Source organism: Rhizobium sp. CC1099, from assembly GCF_029714385.1.
GTDB lineage: Bacteria > Pseudomonadota > Alphaproteobacteria > Rhizobiales > Rhizobiaceae > Rhizobium.
This window is the reverse complement of sequence record NZ_CP121641.1, coordinates 3527677-3551056: the sequence shown is the minus strand read 5'-3', so window position 1 is coordinate 3551056 and position 23380 is coordinate 3527677. Positions and strand designations below refer to the sequence as shown.

The 23380-nt window shown below is 59.0% G+C and carries 21 protein-coding genes and 1 tRNA gene; 12 read left to right on the top strand and 10 right to left on the bottom strand.

The genetic code is table 11. The annotated features are described in order from the left end of the window. Positions 1–57: 57 nt before the first annotated feature. Both QA644_RS17755 and QA644_RS17750 read right to left on the bottom strand, forming a co-directional pair. On the bottom strand, positions 58–1980 hold the full coding sequence (locus QA644_RS17755) for an autotransporter assembly complex family protein (RefSeq protein WP_283069783.1): 1923 nt from the start codon (positions 1978–1980) through the stop codon (positions 58–60). A gap of 155 nt (positions 1981–2135) precedes the next feature. Further along, on the bottom strand, positions 2136–2390 hold the full coding sequence (locus QA644_RS17750; RefSeq protein WP_074069878.1) for a YMGG-like glycine zipper-containing protein: 255 nt from the start codon (positions 2388–2390) through the stop codon (positions 2136–2138). Positions 2391–2661: 271 nt separating this feature from the next. On the opposite strand from QA644_RS17750, the gene QA644_RS17745 reads away from it, so the two are divergent. From QA644_RS17745 to hemA, 4 genes are all read left to right on the top strand, one after another. Continuing rightward, positions 2662–3153, top strand: coding sequence for a (2Fe-2S)-binding protein (locus QA644_RS17745; protein ID WP_074069877.1), 492 nt, complete (start codon positions 2662–2664; stop codon positions 3151–3153). A gap of 84 nt (positions 3154–3237) precedes the next feature. Next, positions 3238–5583, top strand: a complete 2346-nt coding sequence (locus tag QA644_RS17740; RefSeq protein WP_283069779.1) for a xanthine dehydrogenase family protein molybdopterin-binding subunit — start codon at positions 3238–3240, stop codon at positions 5581–5583. Between the two features lie 12 nt (positions 5584–5595). Further along, a complete protein-coding gene (locus QA644_RS17735) occupies positions 5596–6393 on the top strand; it encodes a xanthine dehydrogenase family protein subunit M (RefSeq protein ID WP_283069778.1) in 798 nt (265 codons plus the stop codon). 198 nt (positions 6394–6591) lie between these two features. Next, positions 6592–7806 carry a 5-aminolevulinate synthase gene (gene hemA, locus QA644_RS17730; protein WP_074069874.1) on the top strand — a complete coding sequence of 405 codons (1215 nt, stop codon included), beginning with the start codon at positions 6592–6594 and terminating at the stop codon, positions 7804–7806. Between the two features lie 290 nt (positions 7807–8096). Here the strand turns inward: hemA and dxr are convergent, their stop codons facing one another. Together dxr and QA644_RS17720 are read right to left on the bottom strand one after the other, a co-directional pair. Next, positions 8097–9290: a 1-deoxy-D-xylulose-5-phosphate reductoisomerase gene (dxr, locus tag QA644_RS17725; protein ID WP_074069873.1), complete on the bottom strand. Its 1194-nt coding sequence runs from the start codon at positions 9288–9290 to the stop codon at positions 8097–8099. 127 nt (positions 9291–9417) lie between these two features. Beyond that, positions 9418–9663 (bottom strand): hypothetical protein, encoded by a 246-nt coding sequence (locus QA644_RS17720; protein WP_283072459.1) that lies wholly within the window; start codon positions 9661–9663, stop codon positions 9418–9420. On the opposite strand from QA644_RS17720, the gene QA644_RS17715 reads away from it, so the two are divergent. Both QA644_RS17715 and QA644_RS17710 read left to right on the top strand, forming a co-directional pair. Next, positions 9602–10249, top strand: a complete 648-nt coding sequence (locus tag QA644_RS17715) for a hypothetical protein (protein ID WP_283069777.1) — start codon at positions 9602–9604, stop codon at positions 10247–10249. The two genes, QA644_RS17720 and QA644_RS17715, sit on opposite strands and share 62 nt — an antisense overlap. Before the next feature lie 76 nt (positions 10250–10325). Beyond that, complete coding sequence (locus QA644_RS17710) at positions 10326–10592, top strand: BON domain-containing protein (protein WP_239596660.1); 267 nt, start codon at positions 10326–10328, stop codon at positions 10590–10592. Between the two features lie 90 nt (positions 10593–10682). On the opposite strand, the gene QA644_RS17705 is transcribed toward QA644_RS17710, so the two are convergent. Continuing rightward, positions 10683–10847, bottom strand: a complete 165-nt coding sequence (locus QA644_RS17705; RefSeq protein WP_194728349.1) for a hypothetical protein — start codon at positions 10845–10847, stop codon at positions 10683–10685. Positions 10848–11182: 335 nt separating this feature from the next. On the opposite strand from QA644_RS17705, the gene QA644_RS17700 reads away from it, so the two are divergent. The 4 genes from QA644_RS17700 (at position 11183) to QA644_RS17685 (ending at position 16990) form a co-directional block, all read left to right on the top strand. Next, a complete protein-coding gene (locus tag QA644_RS17700; RefSeq protein WP_194730247.1) occupies positions 11183–11722 on the top strand; it encodes a DUF992 domain-containing protein in 540 nt (179 codons plus the stop codon). Positions 11723–12202: 480 nt separating this feature from the next. Continuing rightward, positions 12203–14146, top strand: a complete 1944-nt coding sequence (locus QA644_RS17695) for a PrkA family serine protein kinase (protein WP_074069869.1) — start codon at positions 12203–12205, stop codon at positions 14144–14146. Between the two features lie 19 nt (positions 14147–14165). Then, positions 14166–15443, top strand: a complete 1278-nt coding sequence (locus tag QA644_RS17690; protein WP_039846312.1) for a YeaH/YhbH family protein — start codon at positions 14166–14168, stop codon at positions 15441–15443. Continuing rightward, positions 15440–16990, top strand: a complete 1551-nt coding sequence (locus QA644_RS17685; RefSeq protein ID WP_283069774.1) for a SpoVR family protein — start codon at positions 15440–15442, stop codon at positions 16988–16990. Before QA644_RS17690 ends, QA644_RS17685 begins: the two co-directional genes overlap by 4 nt. Positions 16991–17026: 36 nt before the next feature. Here QA644_RS17685 and QA644_RS17680 read toward each other — a convergent pair. Then, positions 17027–17103, bottom strand: a tRNA-Arg gene (locus tag QA644_RS17680). Positions 17104–17175: 72 nt separating this feature from the next. Next, entirely contained in the window at positions 17176–18339 is a 1164-nt protein-coding gene (locus tag QA644_RS17675; RefSeq protein WP_239596662.1) for a M20 aminoacylase family protein, read from the bottom strand. A 172-nt stretch (positions 18340–18511) separates the two neighbouring features. Between QA644_RS17675 and QA644_RS17670 the strand changes: the two genes are divergently transcribed. Beyond that, positions 18512–19594 (top strand): D-alanyl-D-alanine carboxypeptidase family protein, encoded by a 1083-nt coding sequence (locus QA644_RS17670; RefSeq protein ID WP_239599693.1) that lies wholly within the window; start codon positions 18512–18514, stop codon positions 19592–19594. 10 nt (positions 19595–19604) lie between these two features. Further along, on the top strand, positions 19605–20744 hold the full coding sequence (locus QA644_RS17665; RefSeq protein ID WP_283069771.1) for a GTP-binding protein: 1140 nt from the start codon (positions 19605–19607) through the stop codon (positions 20742–20744). Positions 20745–20746: 2 nt separating this feature from the next. Here QA644_RS17665 and QA644_RS17660 read toward each other — a convergent pair whose 3' ends face one another. The 3 genes from QA644_RS17660 to QA644_RS17650 form a co-directional block, all read right to left on the bottom strand. Then, the gene (locus QA644_RS17660; RefSeq protein ID WP_039846307.1) at positions 20747–20971 is read right to left on the bottom strand and encodes a sulfurtransferase TusA family protein; all 225 of its coding nucleotides are present in this window, start codon (positions 20969–20971) and stop codon (positions 20747–20749) included. Positions 20972–20976: 5 nt separating this feature from the next. Continuing rightward, positions 20977–22209, bottom strand: a complete 1233-nt coding sequence (locus QA644_RS17655) for a murein L,D-transpeptidase family protein (RefSeq protein ID WP_283069768.1) — start codon at positions 22207–22209, stop codon at positions 20977–20979. A gap of 198 nt (positions 22210–22407) precedes the next feature. After that, positions 22408–23364, bottom strand: a complete 957-nt coding sequence (locus tag QA644_RS17650) for an acetyl-CoA carboxylase carboxyltransferase subunit alpha (RefSeq protein WP_074069863.1) — start codon at positions 23362–23364, stop codon at positions 22408–22410. Positions 23365–23380: the final 16 nt, after the last annotated feature.

The window sequence follows — 23380 nt, the reverse complement described above, 5'->3', positions numbered from 1 at the left end:
CGGAACTACCCTGTTCTCGTCATTGTTCGCGGGTTTGAAATCCGCGAACATCGCATTCTAGAATGACTGGCCGATCCCGGCATAGATGCCGTAACTCGTGCCATTCTCGTACTTGTTCAACGGTACGGCAAAATCAAGCCGCAGGGGCCCAAAAGGCGTGGCGTAACGTATTCCGATGCCGGCACCGGCCCGGATGTCGGAAAAATCGGGAAACTCCTCGCTCCCCACTGTTCCGACGTCGATGAAAGGAACGATGCCGATGGTCTCGGTGATCCTGACGCGCGCTTCCAGCGAGGCGGTGACATAGGATTTGCCGCCCGTCGCTTCATCCTCAGCGTTGTAGGGGGAAATCTCCTGATAGCCATACCCCCGAACCGAGCCGCCACCGCCGGCAAAAAAACGTCTCGTTGCGGGAATGTCCGGCAATTCTGCGCCAATCAGCAGGCCGGCCGCCACCTTGCCAGCGAAGACAACATTGTCTTCCGCGCCGATCGACTGGTAGCCGGTTATCGAACCCTCGAAGGACGAGAAGATCGTGCTGCCGAACATCTCATAGCTCGGCGTCGCTGCAAGCGTTGCCCGGTACCCTTCCGTGGGGTTGAGTTTGTTGTCGCGCGCATCGCGCTCGTAAGTAAGCGGCAGGGCGAAAGTCAGATATTCATTGTCGCCGAAGGCGTCATCGTCCTTTTCATAGCTGATTTCAGTGCTCGCCGAGACGGTATCCTGATCCGTCAGCTCGTAAGACAGGCCGAGCGACGCGGTGACCAGGGATGCGTTGTAGGCATCCGGATTTTCGGTCTTTGCGAGAATGCCGGCCTTCAGCGTTGCGGCAGGGAAAAAGGCGCCGGGTTTGGTGAAGAGAATACCTGTCGAGTAGTCGAGATTTCCGATGTCGTTTTCGCCGAGGCGGCCAACGGTACCCTCGATTCGAAGGGATTCCGCTTCGCCGAAAAGGTTGCGGTGTCCCCAATAACCTTGGACCCCCATGCCGTCTATCGTCGAATAATTGGCGCCGACACCGAAATAGCGCTGCTTGCCTTCCGAGACTTCGATCGTCATCGGCAACGTACCATCGGCGGCGAGGCTATCGGCTTCGTGAATGGTGACGCTCGAAAAAACGCCGAGCGCGCGCAACCGTTCGCCAGCCTTCTTGAGTGCCTCGGGAGAATAGGCTCCCCCTCTTTCGAGGCGCGAATAACGCTGGATGAACGCAGGTTTGACGGCTTTCTGCCCGGTGACGCCGATATTGCCGATCGGGGCTACCGGACCGCCTTCCGTCGCGATGACGATATCGACCGTCTTGGTGCGGTGATCGGCCACCACTTGGCGTGTGGTCAGCTTCGCAAGCGGTCGGCCCTCGCTCTTCAGCTGTTCGACGATCTTGTCCCCGGCCTTAATGATCGTCAGCGATCCGGCCACTTCGCCAGGCGCCAGGTCGTAATCGGCGGGATTGCGGCTTGCAGCATCGCCGCCGAACTGCACTTCCTTGACCCGGAAGACCGGTCCGGGCTCGATGGCGACTTGAACGGGAACGGGCCTGGACCGGTCGAAGGTCGGGTTGGGAGGCAGGTCGTCGATGTTCTTTCCGTCGATCGTGATCGTCACGACGCCGCCGTAGCGCGCATTTTCATAGAGCGCCGCGATCAGGCGGTCGCGGTCGTCGCGTGCCTTGACGACAATGCCGAGATCGCCGGAAACGGGGCGTTCCTCGTCGCCGATCAGACGCGAACTATTCTCCAAAGACTCTTTGAGATCAGGATCGGCGGTATTCGTTGTAAGATTGGCGTCGTAGCGCACAGGATCAGGCACCTGCTCGCTGTCATTCTCGTCTTCGCCAAAAATGGTAATTCCGAAAAGCTTGAATGCATGGGCCTCGCCAGTCAGAACCGGTGAAAACGCAGCCGTCGCCGCGATCACCATCATGGTGCCTACCCGCCGATACGCAAAACCCGATTTCGGTGTCTTCCCTCTGATATGCATCCGCCGCTTTTGATTACATGCGTTGCCCAGCAATTAACAGCTTAGCGGCAAAAATGCACGAGGTGTACCGATTTAAGCTATTTTCGAGCTAATTTAGCACGAAAGATGAAAAATCCCGGTTTGCAGCCGGGATTTTAGGACCTTGGCACTCCGTCTCAGGGGCAATCGTCGATGTAGCGGCGACCATAGCGGTCGCGATAGTAGCATTGCCCGGGCTGTTCCGAGACTCTGCCAATGACGGCACCTGTGACGCCGCCGATCGCAGCGCCGACTGCGGCTCCGCGAACATTGCCTGTGGCGACCCCGCCGATGACCGCACCAGATGCCGCACCGATCCCGGCACCCCGCTCCGTCGGCGTGCAGCTCGCGATCGAGAGGCCGATCAGAGCAAATGCAATTGCTTTCTTCATTTATTCTCTCCGAGGTTGACTGCCGCTTGGCAGCCGCTGTCCCTTCACGGTGTCTTTTTGACAATTGAAACTATGTCGCAAGAGGATGGCGTCCAGTTTGCAGCTGAAATTTTTGTGATCACGGTTGTTTTCAATCCGATTCAGATGTCATGAGGAGTCATGCAGTCGTCCGTAGAGCAAATTTGGCAGAACTCCCCAAAGTAGCGGTTGATCCCCAAGCGAAAAAGTCAAATGATGTTCCTGTGCCTGGAGGAGGCACGAGGAGAAAATCATGGCGAAGGTGAAACTGACGGTGAACGGCCGGGCGGTGAGCGGCGACTGTGAAGAGCGCACGCTTCTCGTCCATTTCATTCGCGAAAAACTAGGCCTGACGGGAACTCATGTGGGCTGCGATACGACGCAGTGCGGCACCTGCGTCGTTCATATGGACGGCAAGTCGGTCAAGAGCTGCACGATCCTCGCCGTTCAGGCATCGGGCTCGTCGGTCACGACGATTGAAGGCCTGGCCGCAAATGGCGAACTTCATCCGGTTCAGGCCGCCTTCAAGGAGCATCACGGGCTCCAGTGCGGATTCTGCACGCCCGGCATGGTGATGACCGCGGTCGACATGATCAATCGTCACGGCGGGCAACTGGATGAACAGACGGTTCGCCAGGAGCTCGAAGGCAACATCTGTCGCTGCACCGGTTATCACAACATCGTCAAGGCCGTGCTTTCCGCCAATGCGGAGATGCATGGCGGCGCCAAGCAGGCTGCCGAGTAACATCTTTCCGGAATTGTCTGGCTGACTGCCGCACACGATGCTCTTTGGCGGAAGGCCAGGCCAAAACCCCATTGGGAGGACATCATGGGTGTCGAAGGAGTTGGTGCACGCGTCGCACGCAAGGAAGACAAGCGGTTCTTAACCGGCAAGGGCCGCTATACGGACGATATGGTCGTGCCCGGCATGAAATACGGCTATTTCGTTCGCAGTCCGCATGCGCATGCCAAAATCAAGAGCATCGATATTTCCGCTGCGAAAGCCATGCCTGGCGTCATCGACGCGCTGGACGGCAAGCAATTGCTCGCTGACGGCATCGGCAACCTCATCTGCGGCTGGATGATCCATTCGAAGGACGGTTCGGCGATGAAAATGGGCGCGTGGCGCCCGTTGGCGGTGGAGACGGTGCGCTATGTGGGCGATGCTGTTGCGATCGTCATAGCGGACTCGCTCGACGAAGCGCGCGACGCGGCAGAAGCGGTCGTTGTCGACTACGAGGAACTGCCGGCTGTGATCGAGGCGGTCGATGCTCTGGAACCCGGTGCGCCGCAAATCCATCCGGAAGCGGCCAATAATCTGATTTTCGACTGGGAGATCGGCGACGCTGCCGCTGCCGACCAGGCAATTGCGCAAGCAGCACATGTGATCGAGGTCGATATCGTCAATAACCGTCTCTCCCCCAATGCGATGGAGCCGCGCGCCGCGCTCGGCATCTACGATGCGGGCGACGACCATTATACCTGCTACACCACCAGCCAGAATCCGCATCTGGCGCGGCTGGTCATGAGCGCTTTCTACAACGTGGCTCCGGAAAACAAGCTGCGGGTCATCGCGCCGGATGTCGGCGGCGGCTTCGGCTCCAAGATCTACATCTATCCGGAGGAGATCGTCTGTCTCTGGGCATCCAAGAAGACCGGCGTGCCGGTGAAATGGACTGCAGACCGCACGGAGGCCTTTCTCACGGATGCGCACGGCCGCGATCATGTCTCCAAGGTCAGGATGGCCTTCGATGCAGACAATCGCATCACGGCACTGAAGGTCGACACGATCGCCAATCTCGGCGCCTACATGTCGCTGTTTTCGTCCTGCGTGCCGACCTACCTCTACGCGACGCTGCTTTCCGGCCAGTACGATATACCGGCAATCCACGCCAATGTGCGTACGGTCTATACCAACACCGCGCCTGTCGACGCCTATCGCGGCGCGGGGCGGCCGGAGGCGACCTATCTCCTTGAGAGGACCATGGAAACGGCGGCGCGCGAGCTCGGCATCTCGCCTGCTGAACTCAGGCGGAAGAATTTCATCCGCTCGTTCCCCCACCAGACGCCGGTCATTTTGAACTACGACGCAGGCGATTATGAAGCTTCGCTCGATGCGGCGATGCAGGCGGCCGATTGGAACGGCTTTGCCGCGCGCAAGGAGGAGGCTAGTCGGCGTGGCATGAAGCGCGGCATCGGCATGAGTTGCTATATAGAGGCATGCGGGCTTGCTCCGTCGCAGGCGGTCGGCTCCCTCGGCGCCGGTGTTGGCCTTTGGGAGTCCGCCGAGGTGCGGGTCAATGCCGTCGGTACCGTGGAGGTCCTGACCGGGTCGCACAGCCACGGGCAGGGACATGAAACGACGTTCGCACAGCTCGTTGCGGGCCGGCTCGGCGTGTCGATCGATAGCATTTCCATCGTTCACGGCGATACCGACAAGGTGCAGATGGGCATGGGTACCTATGGTTCGCGCTCTGGTGCCGTTGGCATGTCGGCCGTCGCCAAGGCGCTCGACAAGGTCGAGGCCAAGGCGAAAAAGATTGCCGCGCACCTCATGGAGGCGGATGAGAGCGATATTGTGATCGAAAACGGCGAGCTGAAGGTGGCGGGCACGGACAAGACGCTGCCGTGGTTCCAGGTAGCGCTTGCCGCCTACACCGCCCACAATCTGCCTGCCGGGATGGAGCCGGGGCTGAAGGAGACGGCCTTCTATGATCCGTCGAACTTCACGTTCCCGGCAGGCTGCTACATCTGCGAGGTCGAAGTCGATCCCGAAACGGGCACGACGAAGATCGTGCAGTTCGTCGCTGCCGACGACTTCGGCAATATCATCAACCCGATGATTGTCGAAGGCCAGGTCCACGGTGGCCTTGCCCAAGGCATCGGCCAGGCGCTGCTTGAAGGCGTTCACTACGACGAGAGTGGCCAGCTTTTGACCGCGAGCTATATGGATTACGCCATGCCGCGTGCCGACGACCTGCCATCCTTCGATCTGTCGCATCAAAACACCCCATGTCCGAGCAACCCGCTGGGCGTCAAGGGCTGCGGCGAGGCGGGCGCGATCGGCTCGCCGCCGGCGCTGATGAACGCGATCACGGATGCGATCGGCAACAACATGCTGACGATGCCCGCCACGCCGCAGAAGGTGTGGACGGCTGCGCAAGCAACCCACTGAGGAGGAACGGCCATGTATCAGACGAATTATCACCGCGCCTCGACAGTCGATGAGGCCGTGAGCATGATCACGGGCGCATCGGAGGGCAAATATGTCTCCGGGGGCATGACTTTGATCGCAACGATGAAGCAACGGCTTGCCGCGCCAAGCGATCTGGTGGATCTACGCCACATTGAGTCGATGAAAGGTATCCAGGTCGAAGGCCGCAAGGTGCGGATCGGCGCGGCATTGACACATGCGGAAGTGGCGTCTTCTGCCGCAATCGGCGCAATCTGTCCCGCCTTGTGCGAACTCGCCGGACGGATCGGCGATCCGCATGTGCGGCATATGGGTACCATCGGCGGTTCAATCGCCAATAACGATCCTGCTGCCGATTATCCGGCTGCGATGCTGGCGCTGAATGCCCTTATCGTCACGAATAAACGCGAGATCGCAGCCGACGATTTCTTCACCGGTCTTTTCGAAACGGCGCTTGAGGAGGGTGAACTGATCGCAGCGATCAGCTTCGAGGCGCCGGAGAGGGCCGGCTACGCCAAGTTTCCGAATCCGGCTTCCCGCTATGCCATGACCGGCGTCTTCGTTGCGAAGGGATCCGGCGGCGTGCGCGTCGCCGTCACCGGTGCGGGCTCCAGCGGTGTTTTTCGCCAATCTGCGATGGAGCAGGCGCTGGGCGCCAACTGGTCGCCGGATGCGGTCACGAGCGTCAATGTCGATCCGGCCGCGTTGATGTCGGACCTGCATGCCAGCGCGGAATATCGCGCCAATCTGGTGAAGGTGATGGCGAAGCGCGCCGTTGCCGCAGCGGGCTAACATATCGAGCGGAGCCGGCTTGCCGGCTCCATCAATTGTGCAAGAACGCGCGCCGGATCAGCGAGGTTCGCGCAATTTTTTATCTGGAATCATTCAAAAATATGGGCCATTTGCCGCAGTTGATGCTAAAGCGTGAAGTAAGGGTTGACGCGCGATCGTCCGCTCAGCAAAACCGTCGCGCGATACTGGAGCACATGCATGGATTTCGAAGGATTTTTTAGGAGCGAGCTGGACGGGCTTCACAAGGAAGGTCGCTATCGGGTTTTCGCCGATCTCGAGCGTCATCGCGGCAGCTTTCCACGCGCCACGCGCCACACGGCGGACGGTCAGAAGGACGTCACCGTCTGGTGTTCCAACGACTATCTCGGCATGGGCCAGAACCCGAAGGTGATCGAGGCGATGAAGAACGCCATCGACCACTGTGGCGCGGGTGCGGGAGGCACCCGGAATATCTCTGGCACCAACCACTACCACGTGCTGCTCGAGCGCGAGCTGGCCGACCTGCACGGCAAGGAAGCAGCGCTGATATTCACCTCCGGCTATGTCTCCAACTGGGCGTCGCTCGGCACGCTCGGCGCCAGGATCCCCGGGCTGATCATCTTCTCCGACGCGCTGAACCATGCCTCGATGATCGAAGGCATCCGCCATGCGAAATGCGGCAAGGTGATCTGGAAGCACAACGACGTCGCCGATCTCGAAGCCAAGCTTGCAGCCGCCGATCCGAAGGCGCCGAAGCTGATCGCCTTCGAATCCGTCTATTCGATGGATGGCGATATCGCGCCGATCAAGGAGATCTGCGATCTCGCCGACAAATATGGCGCGATGACCTATCTCGACGAAGTGCATGCCGTCGGCATGTATGGTCCGCGCGGCGGCGGCATTGCCGAGCGCGAGGGCCTGATGGACCGGCTGACCATCATCGAAGGCACGCTCGGCAAGGCCTTCGGCGTCATGGGCGGCTATATCGCCGCCTCAACGGCGCTGTGCGATTTCATCCGTTCGTTTGCCTCCGGCTTCATCTTCACGACGGCGCTGCCGCCGGCACTTGCTGCCGGTGCGGTGGCCTCGATCCAGCACCTGAAAGTCAGCCAGTTCGAGCGCGCCCGCCATCAGGACCGGGTGCGCAAACTGAGATCACTGCTTGACCAGCGCGGCATCCCGCATATGCCGAACCCGAGCCACATCGTGCCGGTCTTGGTCGGCGATGCGGCGAAGTGCAAATGGATCTCGGATCTGCTGCTCGACAATTTCGGCGTCTATGTCCAGCCGATCAACTATCCGACGGTGCCGAAGAAAACTGAACGGCTGCGCATCACTCCGACGCCGCTGCATTCCGATGCCGACATCGAACAGCTGGTCGCAGCACTCCATTCCCTCTGGTCGCGCTGCGCGCTCGCAAGGCAGGTCGCGTAAAGTCGATTGGCTTCGTGGTCATCGGGAAGAACAACGCGAGGTCGCCGTCCGGCCGTGGGATAGGAACGCCGACCGCAACGGGCCGCTCCGTTTCGCCTTTGCTGGCCTTGCGGCTCCGGCGATACGGATAGCGGATGACCGCTATCGGCATACGTAATTGACAGCCGTTTCGAATTCGGCCAGCAGCGCTTCCGACATGGTGCCATTGCAGTCGCCGCGCTCGTCGTTGCGATTGTGCACCTGCGGTCGCGCTGGTCGGGAAGAAAGGACCGCCAATCGGCGGCTTGCCGTCAGGCGGCTTTTTCGTTGAGCGCAACCAGTTCGGCAGCAAGCCTGCGGGCTTCAGCGTCGGCGGCAAAGACGTCATCCATCGTGTGCGCGCCGCCCGTGCCGGCCATCCTGTCCATAACGGCTTCGACAATATCGGCCATTTGCAGGAATCCGATCCGTTCGTCGACGAAGGCATGAAAGGCCACTTCCTCAGCAGCATTCATGATCGCCCCCTGCAAGCCGCCTCGCTCCAATGCCGTGCGCGCAAGTCTGAGAGCGGGGAAACGCATTTCGTCCGGCGCTTCGAAGTCCAGACGAGAGAGCTTTGCGAAATCCAGGCGCTCGACATTCAGCTTCGGTCGGCGCGGATACTCCAACGCATAGCCGATCGCCGTTCGCATATCCGGGCTGCCGAGTTGGGCGATGATGGATCCATCGGTATAACCGACCATGGAATGGACGATAGATTGCGGATGCACGACCACCTCGATCTGGTCCGGGCGGACACTGAAGAGGTGCTTAGCCTCGATCATCTCCAGTGCCTTGTTGAACATCGAGGCACTGCCGATGGAGATTTTCAAGCCCATCGACCAATTCGGATGGGCGCGTGCGGTTGCCGCAGTCACATTCGCCATCTCGGCGCGCGACCAGGTGCGGAATGGGCCGCCTGATGCCGTCAGGATGATCCGTTCGACGGCGTGCCGCTGATTTTCGTCAAGCGACTGGAAGATGGCGCTATGCTCGCTATCGACCGGGATCAACAGCCCGCCGCCCTTCAGCACCGCTTCGACAAAGAGATCGCCTGCTGAAACAAGGCACTCCTTGTTTGCCAGCGCGATCGCCGCACCCTTGCGCGCTGCCGCCAGTGTCGGCACCAGCCCCGCCGTGCCGACGATGGCGGCCATGACCCAGTCCGCTTCGATGTCGGCGGCTTCCGCCAGTCCTTGAGCACCGGCTGCGACCGCGATACCGCTGCCCGAGAGTTCGGCCTTCAGCGATCTGTATTTGCTGTCGCTTGCGGTGACTGCGAGCCGGGCGCCGGTCGATCTTGCCTGCTGCGCAAGAAGCTCAATATTTTCATTTCCGGTCACCACGGAAATTTCATAGCTCTCACGGCCGCCCAGCTGCTGGATGACATCGAGCGTATTTTGTCCGATCGAGCCCGTTGAACCAAAGATGCTGAGGCGCCGCGGCGCGTTTGTGCCGGTCGTCATGCGGGTTTTTTGCCGAAGATTTCCCATTAGCCTCTGGCTCTACAAGGCTTTGAAATGGGCGGCAAGTGTGCAGTGCAGCACTTTTCTACCGTTGAGTGGTTTACACGATGAGCTTGGGATGTGATCCTTATAACAATTCCTGCGGGATTTTAACTCCGCAGTTGTTCTGCAGTCGCCGACGACTGATGTCGCGCTGCATGGCAAACGGCATCAGATGCCGGGCCAGTTCACAAATCGGGAGGAGTTGAAAGGATGCGTGGAAGCGCATCAGCGGGTTTTTGCGCGGTGCGCGCTGAGTGCGATTGGATTTGATGAGAACGTTGAAGAAAATACTATTGTCGGGCGTATGCCTTCTGGGGGCCTTTCCGGCCAAGGCGGACAATCTTTTGATCTGGGCACCAGTGCGGGTTTCCGAGCAGTCCTACAAGGCGACGATGGGTTTTCGCCTTCCTTTCGAATGGGAAACGAGCGCCGGCGCCGACCTTGCGCTCGCGTCGACCGATGGCGAGGCCATCCAGCCCGGCTCCGAACAGGCGACGTTTTGGGGAAAGATCACAAAGGCGAGCGTCACGCCGGCAGGCAACGCGCAACAGGATGCAAGCCTCCGGATCGATACGTTGCGCGGCAGTGGTTCCCTGATGCTGAGCCGCTCGCGCAGTTTTATTCTCTCTGACTCGCTCGACCTGCAGACAAACCGGGCTGTCAGCGTCGGCTACGCTGCCGTCGAAACACGTCAGACGTCGGTGACGGCAACCCAGGCGCTGAAACTGATCTATCCGTGGACTGGAACGTCAATTTCGGCAGGAAGCAGCGTGACGGATTTCGGCAAGGATTTTTCGAGTTCAGTCGGCGTCAGCCAGACTGTTCTTCCGAACCTCAATCTCAATGCTTCGGTCACCGATCCGCTTTCATCGGGACGTTCAGCCAGCGTCAATGTCAACTACCGGGTAAGCTGGTAGGCGATCACGAGATCGACGGCTGCAACAAAGCCGGTTGCCTTTGCGTTTCTCCGCAATCCAACAAGGAGGAACGATCATGGTTTTCAAGAAGGCTACATTCCACGGGAAGCAGCCTGGAATCGAAGCGGTGTCGGTCGATCATGCATCGCTTGAAAGGGCAGTGGCTGGCGCGCTTGCGACAGCTGGCGGCATCGACGCTTCGGACGTCGAAGTAACGGCCGAAGGCGACGACATCGTACTCACCGGCTCGGTTGGTACTGTCGATGAAATCGAACGCGCGACGGCCGTCGCGCGAGACGTTCAGGGCGTAGGTTCTGTTCGGAACCGGATCCTGATTGGTTGAATGCACACGCAGCACCATAAACCAAGACGAAAGATTGGCACTCCGCAGTTGGACTGCTGGAAAGCGAGGCCCACATTGCTTTTAGCTGATTCAGCCGGCAAAGCGCTCGCTAAGGAATACCGAGCCATCGTCTGCGCCGCCAGCGCGGTCGGTCTTTTCTGTGGTGACTGGGCCGGACGACTGATAAGCGATTGCAAGCAACAGGCCACTGATCGCGACGTAAGCAATCGCCAGGATGGTCATCTTTGTACGCATGACGAAACACTCCCTGTTTCGCCTTCAACGCCAGCCCTATTTCAAAGTTCCCCATGACGATATCGGGAGCCATTTGCTCGCTGTCGCTTTTCCGCCACTTGTTGGGAGAAAAGGACGCCGACCCGGGCCGATTTAGGCTGCGCCTTCGAAATGTCCGTTTGCGATGTGAGCAGTGTTGGCTGTCCGCAACATGCAACCAAGGCACGGCGCCATGACATGCAGATAGGTGGAGACAGCTTGGATCATTCTTCGATGACGCACGTTATGTGTTTCAGAGTTTGTTCTTCGCCGGCTGAACCCAATGCCATCACCATAATTTGAGTAAGGAGACCATGATGAAAAAGTCCATTGCGATGATAGTTGCTGCAGCGTCACTGGCTCAAGCCTGCGTGACGGCTGCAAACGCAGCAGACACGATCCGGCGCTACCAAGAGCCAGACGCACGCGGCTACCAGGAGCCGGACGTGCGCGGTGGGGTCAAGATTGGCCTCCTGACATGCGATGTCGGTGGAGGCCTCGGCTACGTGCTGGGTTCAGCGAAGGAGGCCGACTGCGTTTTTTCTTCGAGTGTTGGCCAGGAGATTTCCGATCACTATACCGGCGATATCAGGAAACTCGGTGTGGATCTCGGCTTCACGACGCGCAGCCGCCTCATTTGGGCCGTCTTCGCGCCGACTGCCGGCTATCATCGCGGCTCGCTCGGTGGCCTTTATGTCGGCGCCGTGGCTGAAGCCACGCTTGGCGCCGGTGTCGGTGCGAATGTCTTGGTCGGTGGTACCGCGGGGTCGATCCATCTCCAGCCTCTCAGCGTAACAGGCCAGCTCGGTCTCAATATTGCAGCGGCCGGCGCGTCGATGACGCTCACCCCGGCCTGACAAGTTGCGCGCCCCTTTCGTCATGTCGGAAGGGGCGCCAAGCTCGGATGAGGAGTATGATGTTTGGTTCGGCAAATATAGCAAAAGCGTCCGCTGGAGCATGTAAGGCTCGCGGTCCCGCGCTGTTTATGCCGGCTCGTGGGAAAATCAAAATCGTAAGCGCAACTGGCCAAGCGTGGAATCTTTCGATTTTCCGCGCGCGGGAATCAGCAGCAGCGGCATTAGAAGCCCTTTGCGGCTTCATGTCACGTCCTCAAATGTGCTGATATCGCACTGGCGCCTTACGAATTAGGATATAGTATAGTTAGTTTGATTGGAGCCAAAACGACCGGTGGATGCACATTTTTGTGCATTGCTATAGACGGCCGACAGGTGTCCAATCAATTCACGAAACATATTGATTCTCAACGAAATGTTGTTTCCATTGCGGTGGTACGGCTATTTCGGGAGCCTGTGGCATAAACCTTGAATGGAGGGCCCATGCTGAATGAATCCGTGTTCGATGCGTTTACGCGTAACTATGAAACGCGACGCGAAACTGAGATGTCCATCACAGAATACTTGTCGCTCTGCAAGCAGGAGCCGCTTGCCTATGCCAACGCGACGGAGCGTCTCCTTGCAGCGATAGGCGAACCGGAGGTATTGGACACCGCCAAGGATCTGCGCCTCGGCCGGGTCTTCATGAACAGGACGATCCGGACCTACCCGGCCTTCGCTGGCTTTTACGGCATGGAGGAGACGATCGAGCGTATCGTTTCCTTCTTCACACATGCCGCCCAGGGGCTCGAGGAGCGCAAGCAGATTCTTTATCTGCTCGGTCCGGTCGGCGGCGGCAAGTCGTCGCTAGCTGAACGATTAAAGCAGTTGATGGAAGTCCATCCAATCTTTGTGCTAAAGGCGGGCGAGGAGGTCAGTCCGGTCTTTGAAAGTCCGCTCAGCCTCTTTGATCCAGCCACAATGGGGTCGCTGCTCCTTGAGGAATACGGCATTCCGACGCGGCGGCTGACCGGGTTAATGAGCCCTTGGTGCCTGAAGCGGCTTGACGAGTTCGGTGGCGATATTTCCCAATTCCGCGTCGTCAGAATGCAGCCTTCGCGGTTGCGCCAGATCGCGATCGCCAAGACCGAGCCGGGCGACGAGAACAATCAGGATATTTCTTCGCTGGCGGGCAAGGTCGATATCCGCAAGCTTGAGACCTATTCCCAGAACGATCCGGACGCCTACAGCTATTCCGGCGCGCTCAACCGCGCCAACCAGGGCCTGCTGGAATTCGTCGAGATGTTCAAGGCGCCGATCAAGATGCTGCATCCGCTGCTGACAGCGACGCAGGAGGGAAATTACATTGGTACCGAAAATATCGGCGCCATTCCTTTTTCGGGCATTGTTCTTGCGCATTCCAACGAGGCCGAATGGCAGAGTTTCAAGGCGAACAAGAACAATGAAGCTTTCATCGACCGCATCTGCGTCATCAAGGTGCCGTATTGCCTCCGGGTCACCGAGGAGCAGAAGATTTACGAGAAACTGATCGAAGGGTCGGAACTCGCGGATGCTCCTTGCGCACCGGGGACGCTTAAAATGCTGGCGCGCTTTTCGGTGCTTTCGCGCTTGCGAAAGCATGAAAACTCGACATATTTTTCCAAGATGCGCACCTATGACGGCGAAAGCCTCAAGGAGACCGATCCGCGCGCCCGTAGTGTCCAGGAATATCGGGATGCGGGCGGCGTTGACGAGGGAATGGACGGAATATCGACACGTTTCGCCTTCAAAGTGCTCGCTTCGACCTTTAATCATCACACGAGCGAAGTGGGGGCCGATCCGGTTCATCTGATGTACGTTCTGGAACAGGCGATCCGCCGCGAGCAGTTTCCTGACGAGACCGAGAAACGCTACATGGAGTTCATCAAGGCCGAACTCGCGCCGCGCTATGCGGAGTTCATCGGCAACGAGATTCAGAAAGCCTATCTGGAATCCTATGCCGATTACGGACAGAATCTCTTCGATCGCTACGTGGACTATGCCGATGCCTGGATCGAGGATGTGGACTTCAAGGATCCGGATACCGGCCAGCTTCTCGACCGGGAACTGCTCAATCAGGAGCTGACGAAGATTGAAAAGCCGGCGGGTATCGCCAACCCGAAGGACTTCCGCAACGAAATCGTCAAGTTCTGCTTGAGGTCGCGGGCAAACAACAGCGGGAAAAACCCGTCCTGGACGAGCTATGAAAAGATCAGGGAGGTGATCGAGAAACGCATGTTCTCGCAAGTCGAGGACCTGCTACCAGTTATTTCGTTCGGCACGAAGAAGGACGGCGAAGCCGAAAAGAAACACAGTGAATTCGTTTCGCGCATGACCACGCGCGGCTACACCGAAAGACAGGTTCGGCGCCTAGTGGAATGGTACATGCGCGTTAAGCAGGCAAGTTAACGCTCACGCGGGAGCTATCATGCACATTGTCGACCGCCGGCTGAATCCGCGCGGTAAAAGCTTGGAAAATCGTCAACGGTTTCTTCGGCGCGCGAAAAGCGCCGTGCAGCAGGCGGTGAAACGTTCTCTGCAAAGCCGTAATATTCGGGACGTGCTCGACGGTGGCGAAATCACCCTGCCGATTGACGGCCTGACAGAGCCGGGTTTCCGCCGGGGCGAGGGCGGCATCAGCGATCAAATTCTGCCGGGAAACAGAGCCTTCGTTGAGGGGGACATCATCCCGCGGCCGCCTGGCAGGAGCGGTGGCAGGCCGAAGGAGGCAGGTGAAGGCGACGGCGAGGATGGTTTCCGCTTCGTGCTGACGCGCGAGGAGTTCCTCGACGTCTTTCTTGATGATCTCGAACTGCCCGATCTCGCCAAGCGGCGGCTGACGGAAACCGAGGAAGAAAGCCCTGTGCGGGCCGGTTATTCGGTATCCGGTTCACCGTCCAACATTGCTGTCGGCCGCACGACGCGGATGGCGATGATGCGACGGATCGCGCTTCGCCGCCCGCGCATCCAGGAGATGGAGGCACTTCGGCGCGAGATCGGGGAATGCGAAGACGACGAGAAGCGCCTGGCTCTTGAGGCTAAACTCAAAGCGTTGACGGAAAAAAGCCGGCGCATTCCTTATATCGATCCGCTCGATGTGCGCTATCGCCGCTTCGAAAGCGAGCCGAAACCAGTGGCGAAGGCCGTCATGTTCTGCCTGATGGACGTCTCCGGCTCTATGTCGGAGCATATGAAGGATCTTGCGAAGCGGTTCTACCTGCTGCTCTACCTTTTCCTGTCGCAGCGCTACAAGAAGGTCGAGATCGTCTTCATCCGCCATACGGACAAAGCCGAAGAAGTCGACGAGGAAACCTTCTTCTATGGTCCGGCGACGGGCGGGACGCTGGTATCAAGCGCACTTGCGGCGATGCGCACGATTGTCGCGGCGCGTTTCGATCCGGCAGAGTGGAACATCTATGCCGCCCAGGCTTCCGATGGTGACAACTCCTATTCGGACGGCACCATGACAGGGCAACTGCTGCGTCATGAAATTTTGCCGCTGTGCCAGTATTTCGCCTATATCGAGGTCGGCGAGGAAGACAGCGATTCCTCCGTGTCCCGTTCACCGCTCTGGACGCTTTACGAAGGAATCCGTGCCGAACAGGTGCCCCTGTCCATGCGCAAGGTGTGCCGGCGCAACGAAATATTCCCGGTCTTCCACGATCTCTTCCAGAAACGCGATGCACAGTCGAAGGTGGCGCCATGACGACCACGTCGATGTCAAAGGAGCGATTGCTGTTTAACGGCGCCGACTGGGATTTTCCAACGCTCCAGCGCGTTCACGACGCCTGCGAGGAGATCGCGCTCGGCGAACTCGGCCTGGATGTCTACCCAAATCAGATCGAGGTCATCACTTCGGAACAGATGCTGGATGCCTACTCATCGACCGGCATGCCGCTCTTCTATCGCCATTGGTCCTTCGGCAAGCATTTCGCCCATCACGAGGCTTTCTACCGTCGCGGCATGCGCGACCTTGCCTATGAAATCGTCATCAACAGTTCGCCCTGCATCTCCTATCTGATGGAGGAAAACTCGGCGACGATGCAGACCTTGGTCATCGCGCACGCCGCTTTCGGACATAATCACTTCTTCAAGAACAACTATCTCTTCCAGCTCTGGACGGATGCCGATGGCATCCTCGACTACCTCAATTTCGCCAAGAGCTACATCGCCCGCTGCGAGGAGCGCTACGGCGAAGTCGAGGTCGAGCGTACGCTCGATGCCGCGCACGCGCTGATGTCGCATGGCGTGCATCGGCACGCCGGCAAGACGAAGGTCGACCTTCGTGACGAGGAGCGGCGGGAGCAGGAGCGCCGCGTCCACGAAGAGCGGGTGTTCAACGATCTTTGGCGCACTGTTCCCGCCGGCAAGAAGCGCACGGCAGCCGATGTCGGCCTCGAGAAGCGGCGCCTCGCCCTTGGCCTTCCTCAGGACAACATCCTCTACTTCCTCGAAAAATCAGCGCCATTGCTGCAGCCATGGCAGCGTGAGATTTTGCGCATCGTCCGCCATGTCGCGCAGTATTTTCACCCGCAGCGCCAGACCAAGGTGATGAACGAGGGAACGGCCACCTACGTCCACTACCGGATCATGAACAGGCTTCATGAGCGCGGGCAGATCAGCGACGGAAACTTCCTCGAATTCCTGAAATCACATGCCAATGTCGTGTTCCAGCCCAACTACGACGATCGTCGTTTCTCGGGCTTCAATCCCTATGCGCTGGGTTTTGCAATGATGCAGGATATCGAGCGGATCGTGACGGCACCGACGGAAGAGGACAGGGCGTGGTTCCCGGACATTGCCGGACAAGGCGATGCAATGTCCGTGCTGCGTGACATCTGGGCCGATTATCGGGACGAGAGCTTCATCAATCAGTTCCTGAGCCCCAACCTGATCCGCCAGTTGCGCCTTTTCCATCTTTACGACGACCCTGAGCAGGAAGAAGGAATTCTGGTTTCGGCAATCCACGACGAACGCGGCTATCGGCGCATCCGCCGTCAGCTTTCCCGCGAATACGACATCGGCTGGATCGACCCGGGAATAGACATCGTCGATGTCGATCTTGCCGGTGACCGCCGCCTTCTCTTGTGCCACAATGTCACGAACGATTGGTTTCTTCAGGAGGCCGATACGAAGCTTGTCCTGCAGCATCTCGCCAATCTTTGGGGCTATGAGGTCTTGCTTCAGGAAATCGATAGTTCAAATGAAGTGGTGAAGGAACACACCGCCAGCCCTCGCAAGCCCATTCAGTGAGGCACTATCCGCATTGAGGGCTTCCTCGGAATGTTTTGGTGATCCCGGCGCGATTCGAACGCGCGACCCCCAGATTAGGAATCTGATGCTCTATCCTGCTGAGCTACGGGACCACTCCGTGCCATGCATACAAAAGGCTTGGCGGGAAGCCAAGCTTTTTTGAGCCTCTTATCGAGTATAGATTTTCACGCGCCCAAACGCTGTTCGGCAAGGCGGACCCAATAAGAGATGCCGTGGGCAATGACTTCGTCGTTAAAATCATAGGCCGGATTATGAAGGCCTGCGCTGTCGCCGTTGCCGATGAAGATGAAAGCGCCGGGACGGGCGTTGAGCATGTAGGAGAAATCCTCGCCTCCCATCATCGGATCGATTTCAGAATTGACGTTTGCCGCGCCCGCTATGTCGCTGGCGATGGCAATCGCATGGGTGGTCTCCGTGGCATGGTTGACGGTGACGGGATAGTTGCGGTGGAAACTGATATCGGCCTGCGCGCCATGGGCAGCGGCTAGGCCGTTGATGATCTGCTTCAGGCGTGTTTCCGCCAGATCACGGACTTCAGCGTCGAGCGTGCGGATCGTGCCGGCGATCTGCGCATCATTCGGAATGACGTTGTGGGCGAAACCCGCATTGAACTTGGTAACCGAGACGACGACAGAACGCAGGGGATCGGCGCTGCGCGAAGCGATCATCTGCAGGTTGGTGACGATCTGCGCACCGATCGCAATCGGGTCGATCGTCCGGTGCGGCTGGGCGGCATGACCGCCGAGGCCCTTGATCGTCACCGTGAACTCGTCCGTTGCGGCCATGATCGCGCCTTGGCGGATGGCGAACTGCCCGACGGGAAGGCCCGGCAGATTATGCATCCCGTAGACCTCCTCGATACTGAAGCGCTCCATCATGCCGTCCTGGACCATCAGGTTGCCGCCACCGCCGCCCTCTTCGGCCGGCTGGAAGATTACGGCGATGTTGCCGTTGAAGTTGCGGGTCTCGGCAAGATATTTCGCGGCGCCGAGCAGCATTGCCGTGTGGCCGTCATGTCCGCAGGCATGCATCTTTCCGGGCGTCGTCGAGGCCCAGGGCTTGCCGGTGATCTCCGTCAGCGGCAGGGCGTCCATGTCGGCGCGGAGGCCGATCGTACGGCTGCCCTCTCCCTTGCCCTTGATCAGGCCGACCACGCCGGTGCGGCCGATGCCGGTCACAATTTCGTCAACGCCGAACTCCCTGAGCTTGCCGGCAACGAAGGCCGCCGTGTTTTCGACCGCGAAAAGAAGCTCCGGCCGGGCGTGGATATAGCGGCGCCATTCGGCCACTTCGGCTTGCATTTCAGCGGCTCTGTTCAAAATCGGCATACGTAGCTTCCTGTCGCGAAATCGGGTTGTCCGGCGGCTTGCGCAATGCTGCGCCGCGGAAATAACTTATTCAATGACCTTTGCCATGTCATGGCCATATAAGCTAAATAGGTGAAGCTTTCGAGATTTCCGGACATCTTAGGGACGAACCGTGTCAACGCGCCAGAAACGTTTGATTTCACTCGCAGCCACCGCTACCGCCGCTTTTTTCTTCTCGGTTCCGCTGGCGCAGGCCAATCCGCATATCCTCGTCGATGTCCAAAGCGGCCGCGTGCTGGAGCATGAGGAAGCCTTTCGCAAATGGTACCCGGCATCGCTGACGAAGCTGATGACGGCCTATACGGTGTTCAATGCAATCCGCGCCGGCGAGATCAGCCTCGAAACGCCGATCGTCATCAGCAAGCAGGCGGCTGCCCAGCCGGCTGCGAAAATGTATTACAAGCCGGGGCAGAAGCTGACGCTCGACAGTGCGTTGAAGATCCTCATGATCAAGTCGGCGAATGACGTCGCGGTTGCCGTGGCAGAGGCCGTCGCTGGCACCCAGGATGCCTTTGTCCTGCGCATGAATTCCGATGCAGCAAAGCTCGGCATGTCGGATTCGCATTTTGTCAATCCGAACGGCCTGCCAGGCAGGGGCCAATATACGACGGCGCGCGATCTCGCAGTCCTGACGGTCGCGTTACGGCGTGACTTCCCGCAATATGCGGGCTATTTCGCTCTTGAAGGCTTTACCAACGGCAAGACGAACACGCCGAATATCAATCTGCTGATCGGCCGTTTCGCCGGTGCGGACGGCATGAAGACCGGTTTCATCTGCGCGTCGGGCTTCAACCAGATCGGTTCGGCGACCCGTAACGGCCGCACCATCATTTCGGTCGTTTTGGGCACAGACAGCCTCGCGGCGCGTGCGGATGCGACGGCGAACCTGTTGCAGAAGGGCTTTACGGCACAGTTTCCCGCAGTCGATACCTTGGGTTCGTTGAAACCCTACGGACTGGGGCAGGATCAGGTCACCGACTTGAGCGCCGATATCTGCAGCGCAAAGGGTGCCAAGGTGCGCAGCGAAACGCGCGACGAGGTCGGCCGCATGAAAGTGCAGTCGCCCTATATCCAGGAAATGGATCACGAGCCGCGTTACGTCTTTGCCGGCCTCATTCCCGGCCAGGAAGTCCAGCCGGACAAGATGGCAAAGGCCGAGGCAATCGGCGACCTTGCCAATGTGCCGGTACCGCTGCCGCGCCCGACGTCCTTCTAAGGCAAAGAAAATGAGCAGTCATCACGACACAATCCCGGTCACGATCCTGACCGGCTTTCTTGGCGCCGGCAAGTCAACCTTGCTGAACCGCATCCTCAAGGATCCGGCGATGAAGGATGCCGCAGTTATCATCAACGAATTCGGCGATGTCGGCATCGACCATCTCCTCGTCGAAAGCTCGGGCGATGCGATCATCGAGCTTTCTGACGGCTGCCTTTGCTGCACAGTGCGCGGCGAGCTCGTCGATACGCTGGCAAACCTCATGGATGCGGTGCAGACCGGCCGGGTCAAGCCCGTGAAACGTGTCGTGATCGAGACTACCGGCCTTGCCGATCCGGCGCCGGTCATGCAGGCGATCATGGGCAACCCGATTATCGCCACCAATTTTGAGCTCGACGGCGTTGTCACGGTCGTTGACGCAGTCAATGGTCTTCAGACGCTCACCAATCATGAGGAGGCGCGCCGGCAAGTCGCAGTCGCCGATCGCCTCATCGTGTCGAAGCAGGCGATGGCATCCGCCGAGCTGTTGCCGGTGCTTAAGGCGCGGCTGCGTCACCTCAATCCGCGCGCGGTGCCGATGGATGCTGACAGCGCGCCCGCCGGTAGCGCGGAGATTTTCGTAAACGGTCTATACAACCCGGCAACGAAGATCGCCGACGTCAGCCGCTGGCTTCGCGACGAAGACGAGCATGATGACCATCACCATCATGGCCACGATCACCACCACCATCATGGTCATGACCACCAAGATCCCCATGATGTGAACCGTCACGATGCGTCGATCCGGTCCTTCTCGATTGTCGAAGACAAGCCGATCGAGCCGATGGCGCTCGAGATGTTCATCGACCTGTTGCGCTCCGCGCATGGCGAAAAGCTGCTGCGCATGAAGGCCATCGTTGCCGTTTCGGACAGGCCGGAGAGGCCTCTGGTCCTGCATGGCGTGCAGAATATCTTTCACCCGCCGGTGCGCCTTCCGGCCTGGCCGGATCCGATCGACCGGCGCACGCGCATGGTACTGATCACCAAGGATCTGCCGGAGGATTTCGTGAAGAACCTCTTCGATGCATTCCTCGGGAAGCCGCGGATCGACACGCCCGATCGCGCGGCTCTCAACGACAATCCGCTCGCCATTCCTGGCATGAAGATCTGAGATTATCGCTTGCGGATCAGGAAACGGTGACCGGTTTCGGTTTTCACCGTTTCCAGTAACGCGTGTCCGTCTTCCTTACAGAAATGAGGGATGTCGATCCCAGCCAGCGGGTCGGTCGTTTCTACCCGAATCAGCGCGCCGCTTGTCATGGAAGAAAGCTTGCGGCGGGTCTTCAGCACGGGTAGGGGGCATTTCAGGCCGCGCAGGTCATAGGAAAAGGCGTCCAAGCCGCTCAGTTCCTGGCCCAGAATTTCCAGAACGGCTTCTTGGTGGCTTCTGCCGTTTCCTGCGGAGGCGGTTCCGGCGCGAAGGCCAGAGGATTCTGCGTCGGAACGGGGACATTGGCAGGTACAACCGCTGCAACAGCCGTCGCATTGTTCTGAGCAGGTGTTGCTGCCGGTGTTGCAGCGGCGGTCGCCGTCGCATTTGCCGCGGGTGCAGCGGGCTTCGACATCATTTCCTCAAGTTCGGCTACCTTGACCATGCGGCCTGCCTCCAGCGACGTGCCGGTCGGAGCATAAGCGAGTTCACGGCCCTTGCGCTGCTTGGCGACGACGGCTTTACGCTCGGCTTCGGTTGGGTCGTACCAAGCCATGCCGTCGAATTTCCTTTCGGCCCTGGCGAAGTCGGTCGCGTATGTTTTGTTATAGGCAGCAAGTGCTGACGCCAGCGCTGGAGGCGTGGACATCGCTGGGCACTGGCCTGCCGGATTGAAGGCGGCGCTGCCCTGCGCTAACTGCTGGTTGAAGATATATTTCTTCTCGCAGACATTCACTTCCGGCGGACGCTTGGTGACCTCGAAATTGTCGTAGCCGACCTTCAGCATCTTCCAGAAGTCATAGTTCTGGTTCAGGCGATGCTTGAACATGTTTTCCGCCGTCATGCGGAAGGGAAAAGCCTGCAGCTGAACGGTTGCCTGGCCGCCTTTGAAGGCATCACGCGCGAAAGCGTAGATTTCCAGAACCTGCTCGTCGGTCATCGAATAGCAGCCGGAAGACGAACATGCGCCGTGGATCATCAAGTCGGAGCCTGTGCGGCCGTTGATGACGTCGTATCGGTTCGGAAAGCCGGTGTTGATCGCCAGATAATATTTGGAGTTCGGGTTCAGGTTCGCCCGTGTCAGGTTGTAGAAGCCCTCCGGCGCCTGCCGGTCGCCAGTCTTGACCTTCGGGCCCAGCCGGCCGGACCACGCGCAGATCTTGTAATCCGCGATCTTGTCGAAGCGGTTGTCCGTCTTTGCCTTCCAAACTTCGAGAGCGCCTTCTTCCTTGAAGATACGGATCATGATCGGGGAATTGCGGTCCATGCCTTTCGTTCTCATATCGGCGAGGATACGTGCCGGCAGAGGTTGCTCAACCTTGTTCTTGACCTTCGACAGATCAGTATGGGTGACGTCCAAAGCGTCGTTGCAGCCGGCAAGAGCCAGCGCCATCACAGAAACATAGGCAAAATGACGAATGCGCATTTCCCAACAAGCCCATTAAATCGATACGACCCGATCCGCGTCCATGGAGTCCGGGCGATCCCAGAATCATAGGCGGCTTATACTTCACAATTTCTTACCAGCCTATGACTTGCCCAAGGATATCCCGCAAGCGCGACTGTTACAGATAACATTATTGTGGCCAAGGTTTGGCCGCAATCCGGTCACGTATGCTGGGAGTTATGCGAGATTCCGGCCCATGGCGAGGAATTTCTGGCGGCGGTCGTTGCGCAGCTGTTCGCCGGAACGCGGCGAAAGTTCGGCAAGGGCGCTGGCGATGACATCGCCGGTGGCGGCGATGACGCTTCCCGGATCGCGATGCGCGCCGCCGAGCGGTTCGGGAATGATGCCGTCGATGATGCTAAGCGACTTCAGGTCCTCGGCGGTGATCTTCATGTTGGTGGCCGCTTCCCTGGCGCGGGTCGAATCTCGCCATAGAATGGAGGCCGCGCCTTCCGGTGAGATCACGCTGTAGATCGAATGCTCGAGCATATAGACCTTGTTTCCGGTCGCGATCGCGATTGCGCCGCCGGAGCCCCCTTCGCCGATGATGACGGAGATGATCGGCACTTTCACGCCAAGGCACATTTCCGTCGAGCGCGCGATTGCTTCAGCCTGGCCGCGCTCTTCAGCGCCCACGCCTGGATAAGCACCAGCGGTATCGACGAGGGTGACGACCGGAAGGCCGAAACGGTCAGCCATTTCAAGAATGCGGATCGCCTTGCGATAGCCTTCAGGGCGGGCGCTGCCGAAATTGTGCTTCAGTCGGCTCTTGGTATCGCTGCCCTTTTCCTGGCCTATGACGGCAATCGGCTGGCCGCGAAAGCGTGCAAGGCCTGCCTGGATCGCCGCGTCCTCGGAGAACTTGCGGTCGCCGGCGAGCGGCGTGAACTCCTGGAAGAGAATTTTTGCATAATCGACGAAGTGCGGGCGCTGCGGATGGCGAGCAACCTGCGTCTTTTGCCAGGCGTTGAGCTTGGAATAGATATCGACCATCGCTTCGCGAACGCGAACCTCCAGCCTGCCGACCTCATCGGACGTATCGATGCTCTCGTCTTCGGAAGCGAGCTTCTTCAGTTCGATGATCTTGCCTTCGAGGTCGGAGATCGGCTTTTCGAAGTCGAGATAGTTGTGCATGAGGTGCGTTTCCGTT

What these genes read in the sequence shown, in the direction of transcription:
- QA644_RS17705 (WP_194728349.1), bottom strand. Translation starts at nt 10,847, where the DNA reads ATGCGTACAAAGATGACCATCCTGGCGATTGCTTACGTCGCGATCAGT.
- QA644_RS17665 (WP_283069771.1), top strand. Translation starts at nt 19,605, where the DNA reads ATGAGCAGTCATCACGACACAATCCCGGTCACGATCCTGACCGGCTTT.
- QA644_RS17675 (WP_239596662.1), bottom strand. Translation starts at nt 18,339, where the DNA reads ATGCCGATTTTGAACAGAGCCGCTGAAATGCAAGCCGAAGTGGCCGAA.
- QA644_RS17755 (WP_283069783.1), bottom strand. Translation starts at nt 1,980, where the DNA reads ATGCATATCAGAGGGAAGACACCGAAATCGGGTTTTGCGTATCGGCGG.
- hemA (WP_074069874.1), top strand. Translation starts at nt 6,592, where the DNA reads ATGGATTTCGAAGGATTTTTTAGGAGCGAGCTGGACGGGCTTCACAAG.
- QA644_RS17690 (WP_039846312.1), top strand. Translation starts at nt 14,166, where the DNA reads ATGCACATTGTCGACCGCCGGCTGAATCCGCGCGGTAAAAGCTTGGAA.
- QA644_RS17655 (WP_283069768.1), bottom strand. Translation starts at nt 22,209, where the DNA reads ATGCGCATTCGTCATTTTGCCTATGTTTCTGTGATGGCGCTGGCTCTT.
- QA644_RS17740 (WP_283069779.1), top strand. Translation starts at nt 3,238, where the DNA reads ATGGGTGTCGAAGGAGTTGGTGCACGCGTCGCACGCAAGGAAGACAAG.
- dxr (WP_074069873.1), bottom strand. Translation starts at nt 9,290, where the DNA reads ATGACGACCGGCACAAACGCGCCGCGGCGCCTCAGCATCTTTGGTTCA.
- QA644_RS17735 (WP_283069778.1), top strand. Translation starts at nt 5,596, where the DNA reads ATGTATCAGACGAATTATCACCGCGCCTCGACAGTCGATGAGGCCGTG.
- QA644_RS17710 (WP_239596660.1), top strand. Translation starts at nt 10,326, where the DNA reads ATGGTTTTCAAGAAGGCTACATTCCACGGGAAGCAGCCTGGAATCGAA.
- QA644_RS17650 (WP_074069863.1), bottom strand. Translation starts at nt 23,364, where the DNA reads ATGCACAACTATCTCGACTTCGAAAAGCCGATCTCCGACCTCGAAGGC.
- QA644_RS17745 (WP_074069877.1), top strand. Translation starts at nt 2,662, where the DNA reads ATGGCGAAGGTGAAACTGACGGTGAACGGCCGGGCGGTGAGCGGCGAC.
- QA644_RS17685 (WP_283069774.1), top strand. Translation starts at nt 15,440, where the DNA reads ATGACGACCACGTCGATGTCAAAGGAGCGATTGCTGTTTAACGGCGCC.
- QA644_RS17715 (WP_283069777.1), top strand. Translation starts at nt 9,602, where the DNA reads ATGAGAACGTTGAAGAAAATACTATTGTCGGGCGTATGCCTTCTGGGG.
- QA644_RS17700 (WP_194730247.1), top strand. Translation starts at nt 11,183, where the DNA reads ATGAAAAAGTCCATTGCGATGATAGTTGCTGCAGCGTCACTGGCTCAA.
- QA644_RS17750 (WP_074069878.1), bottom strand. Translation starts at nt 2,390, where the DNA reads ATGAAGAAAGCAATTGCATTTGCTCTGATCGGCCTCTCGATCGCGAGC.
- QA644_RS17695 (WP_074069869.1), top strand. Translation starts at nt 12,203, where the DNA reads ATGCTGAATGAATCCGTGTTCGATGCGTTTACGCGTAACTATGAAACG.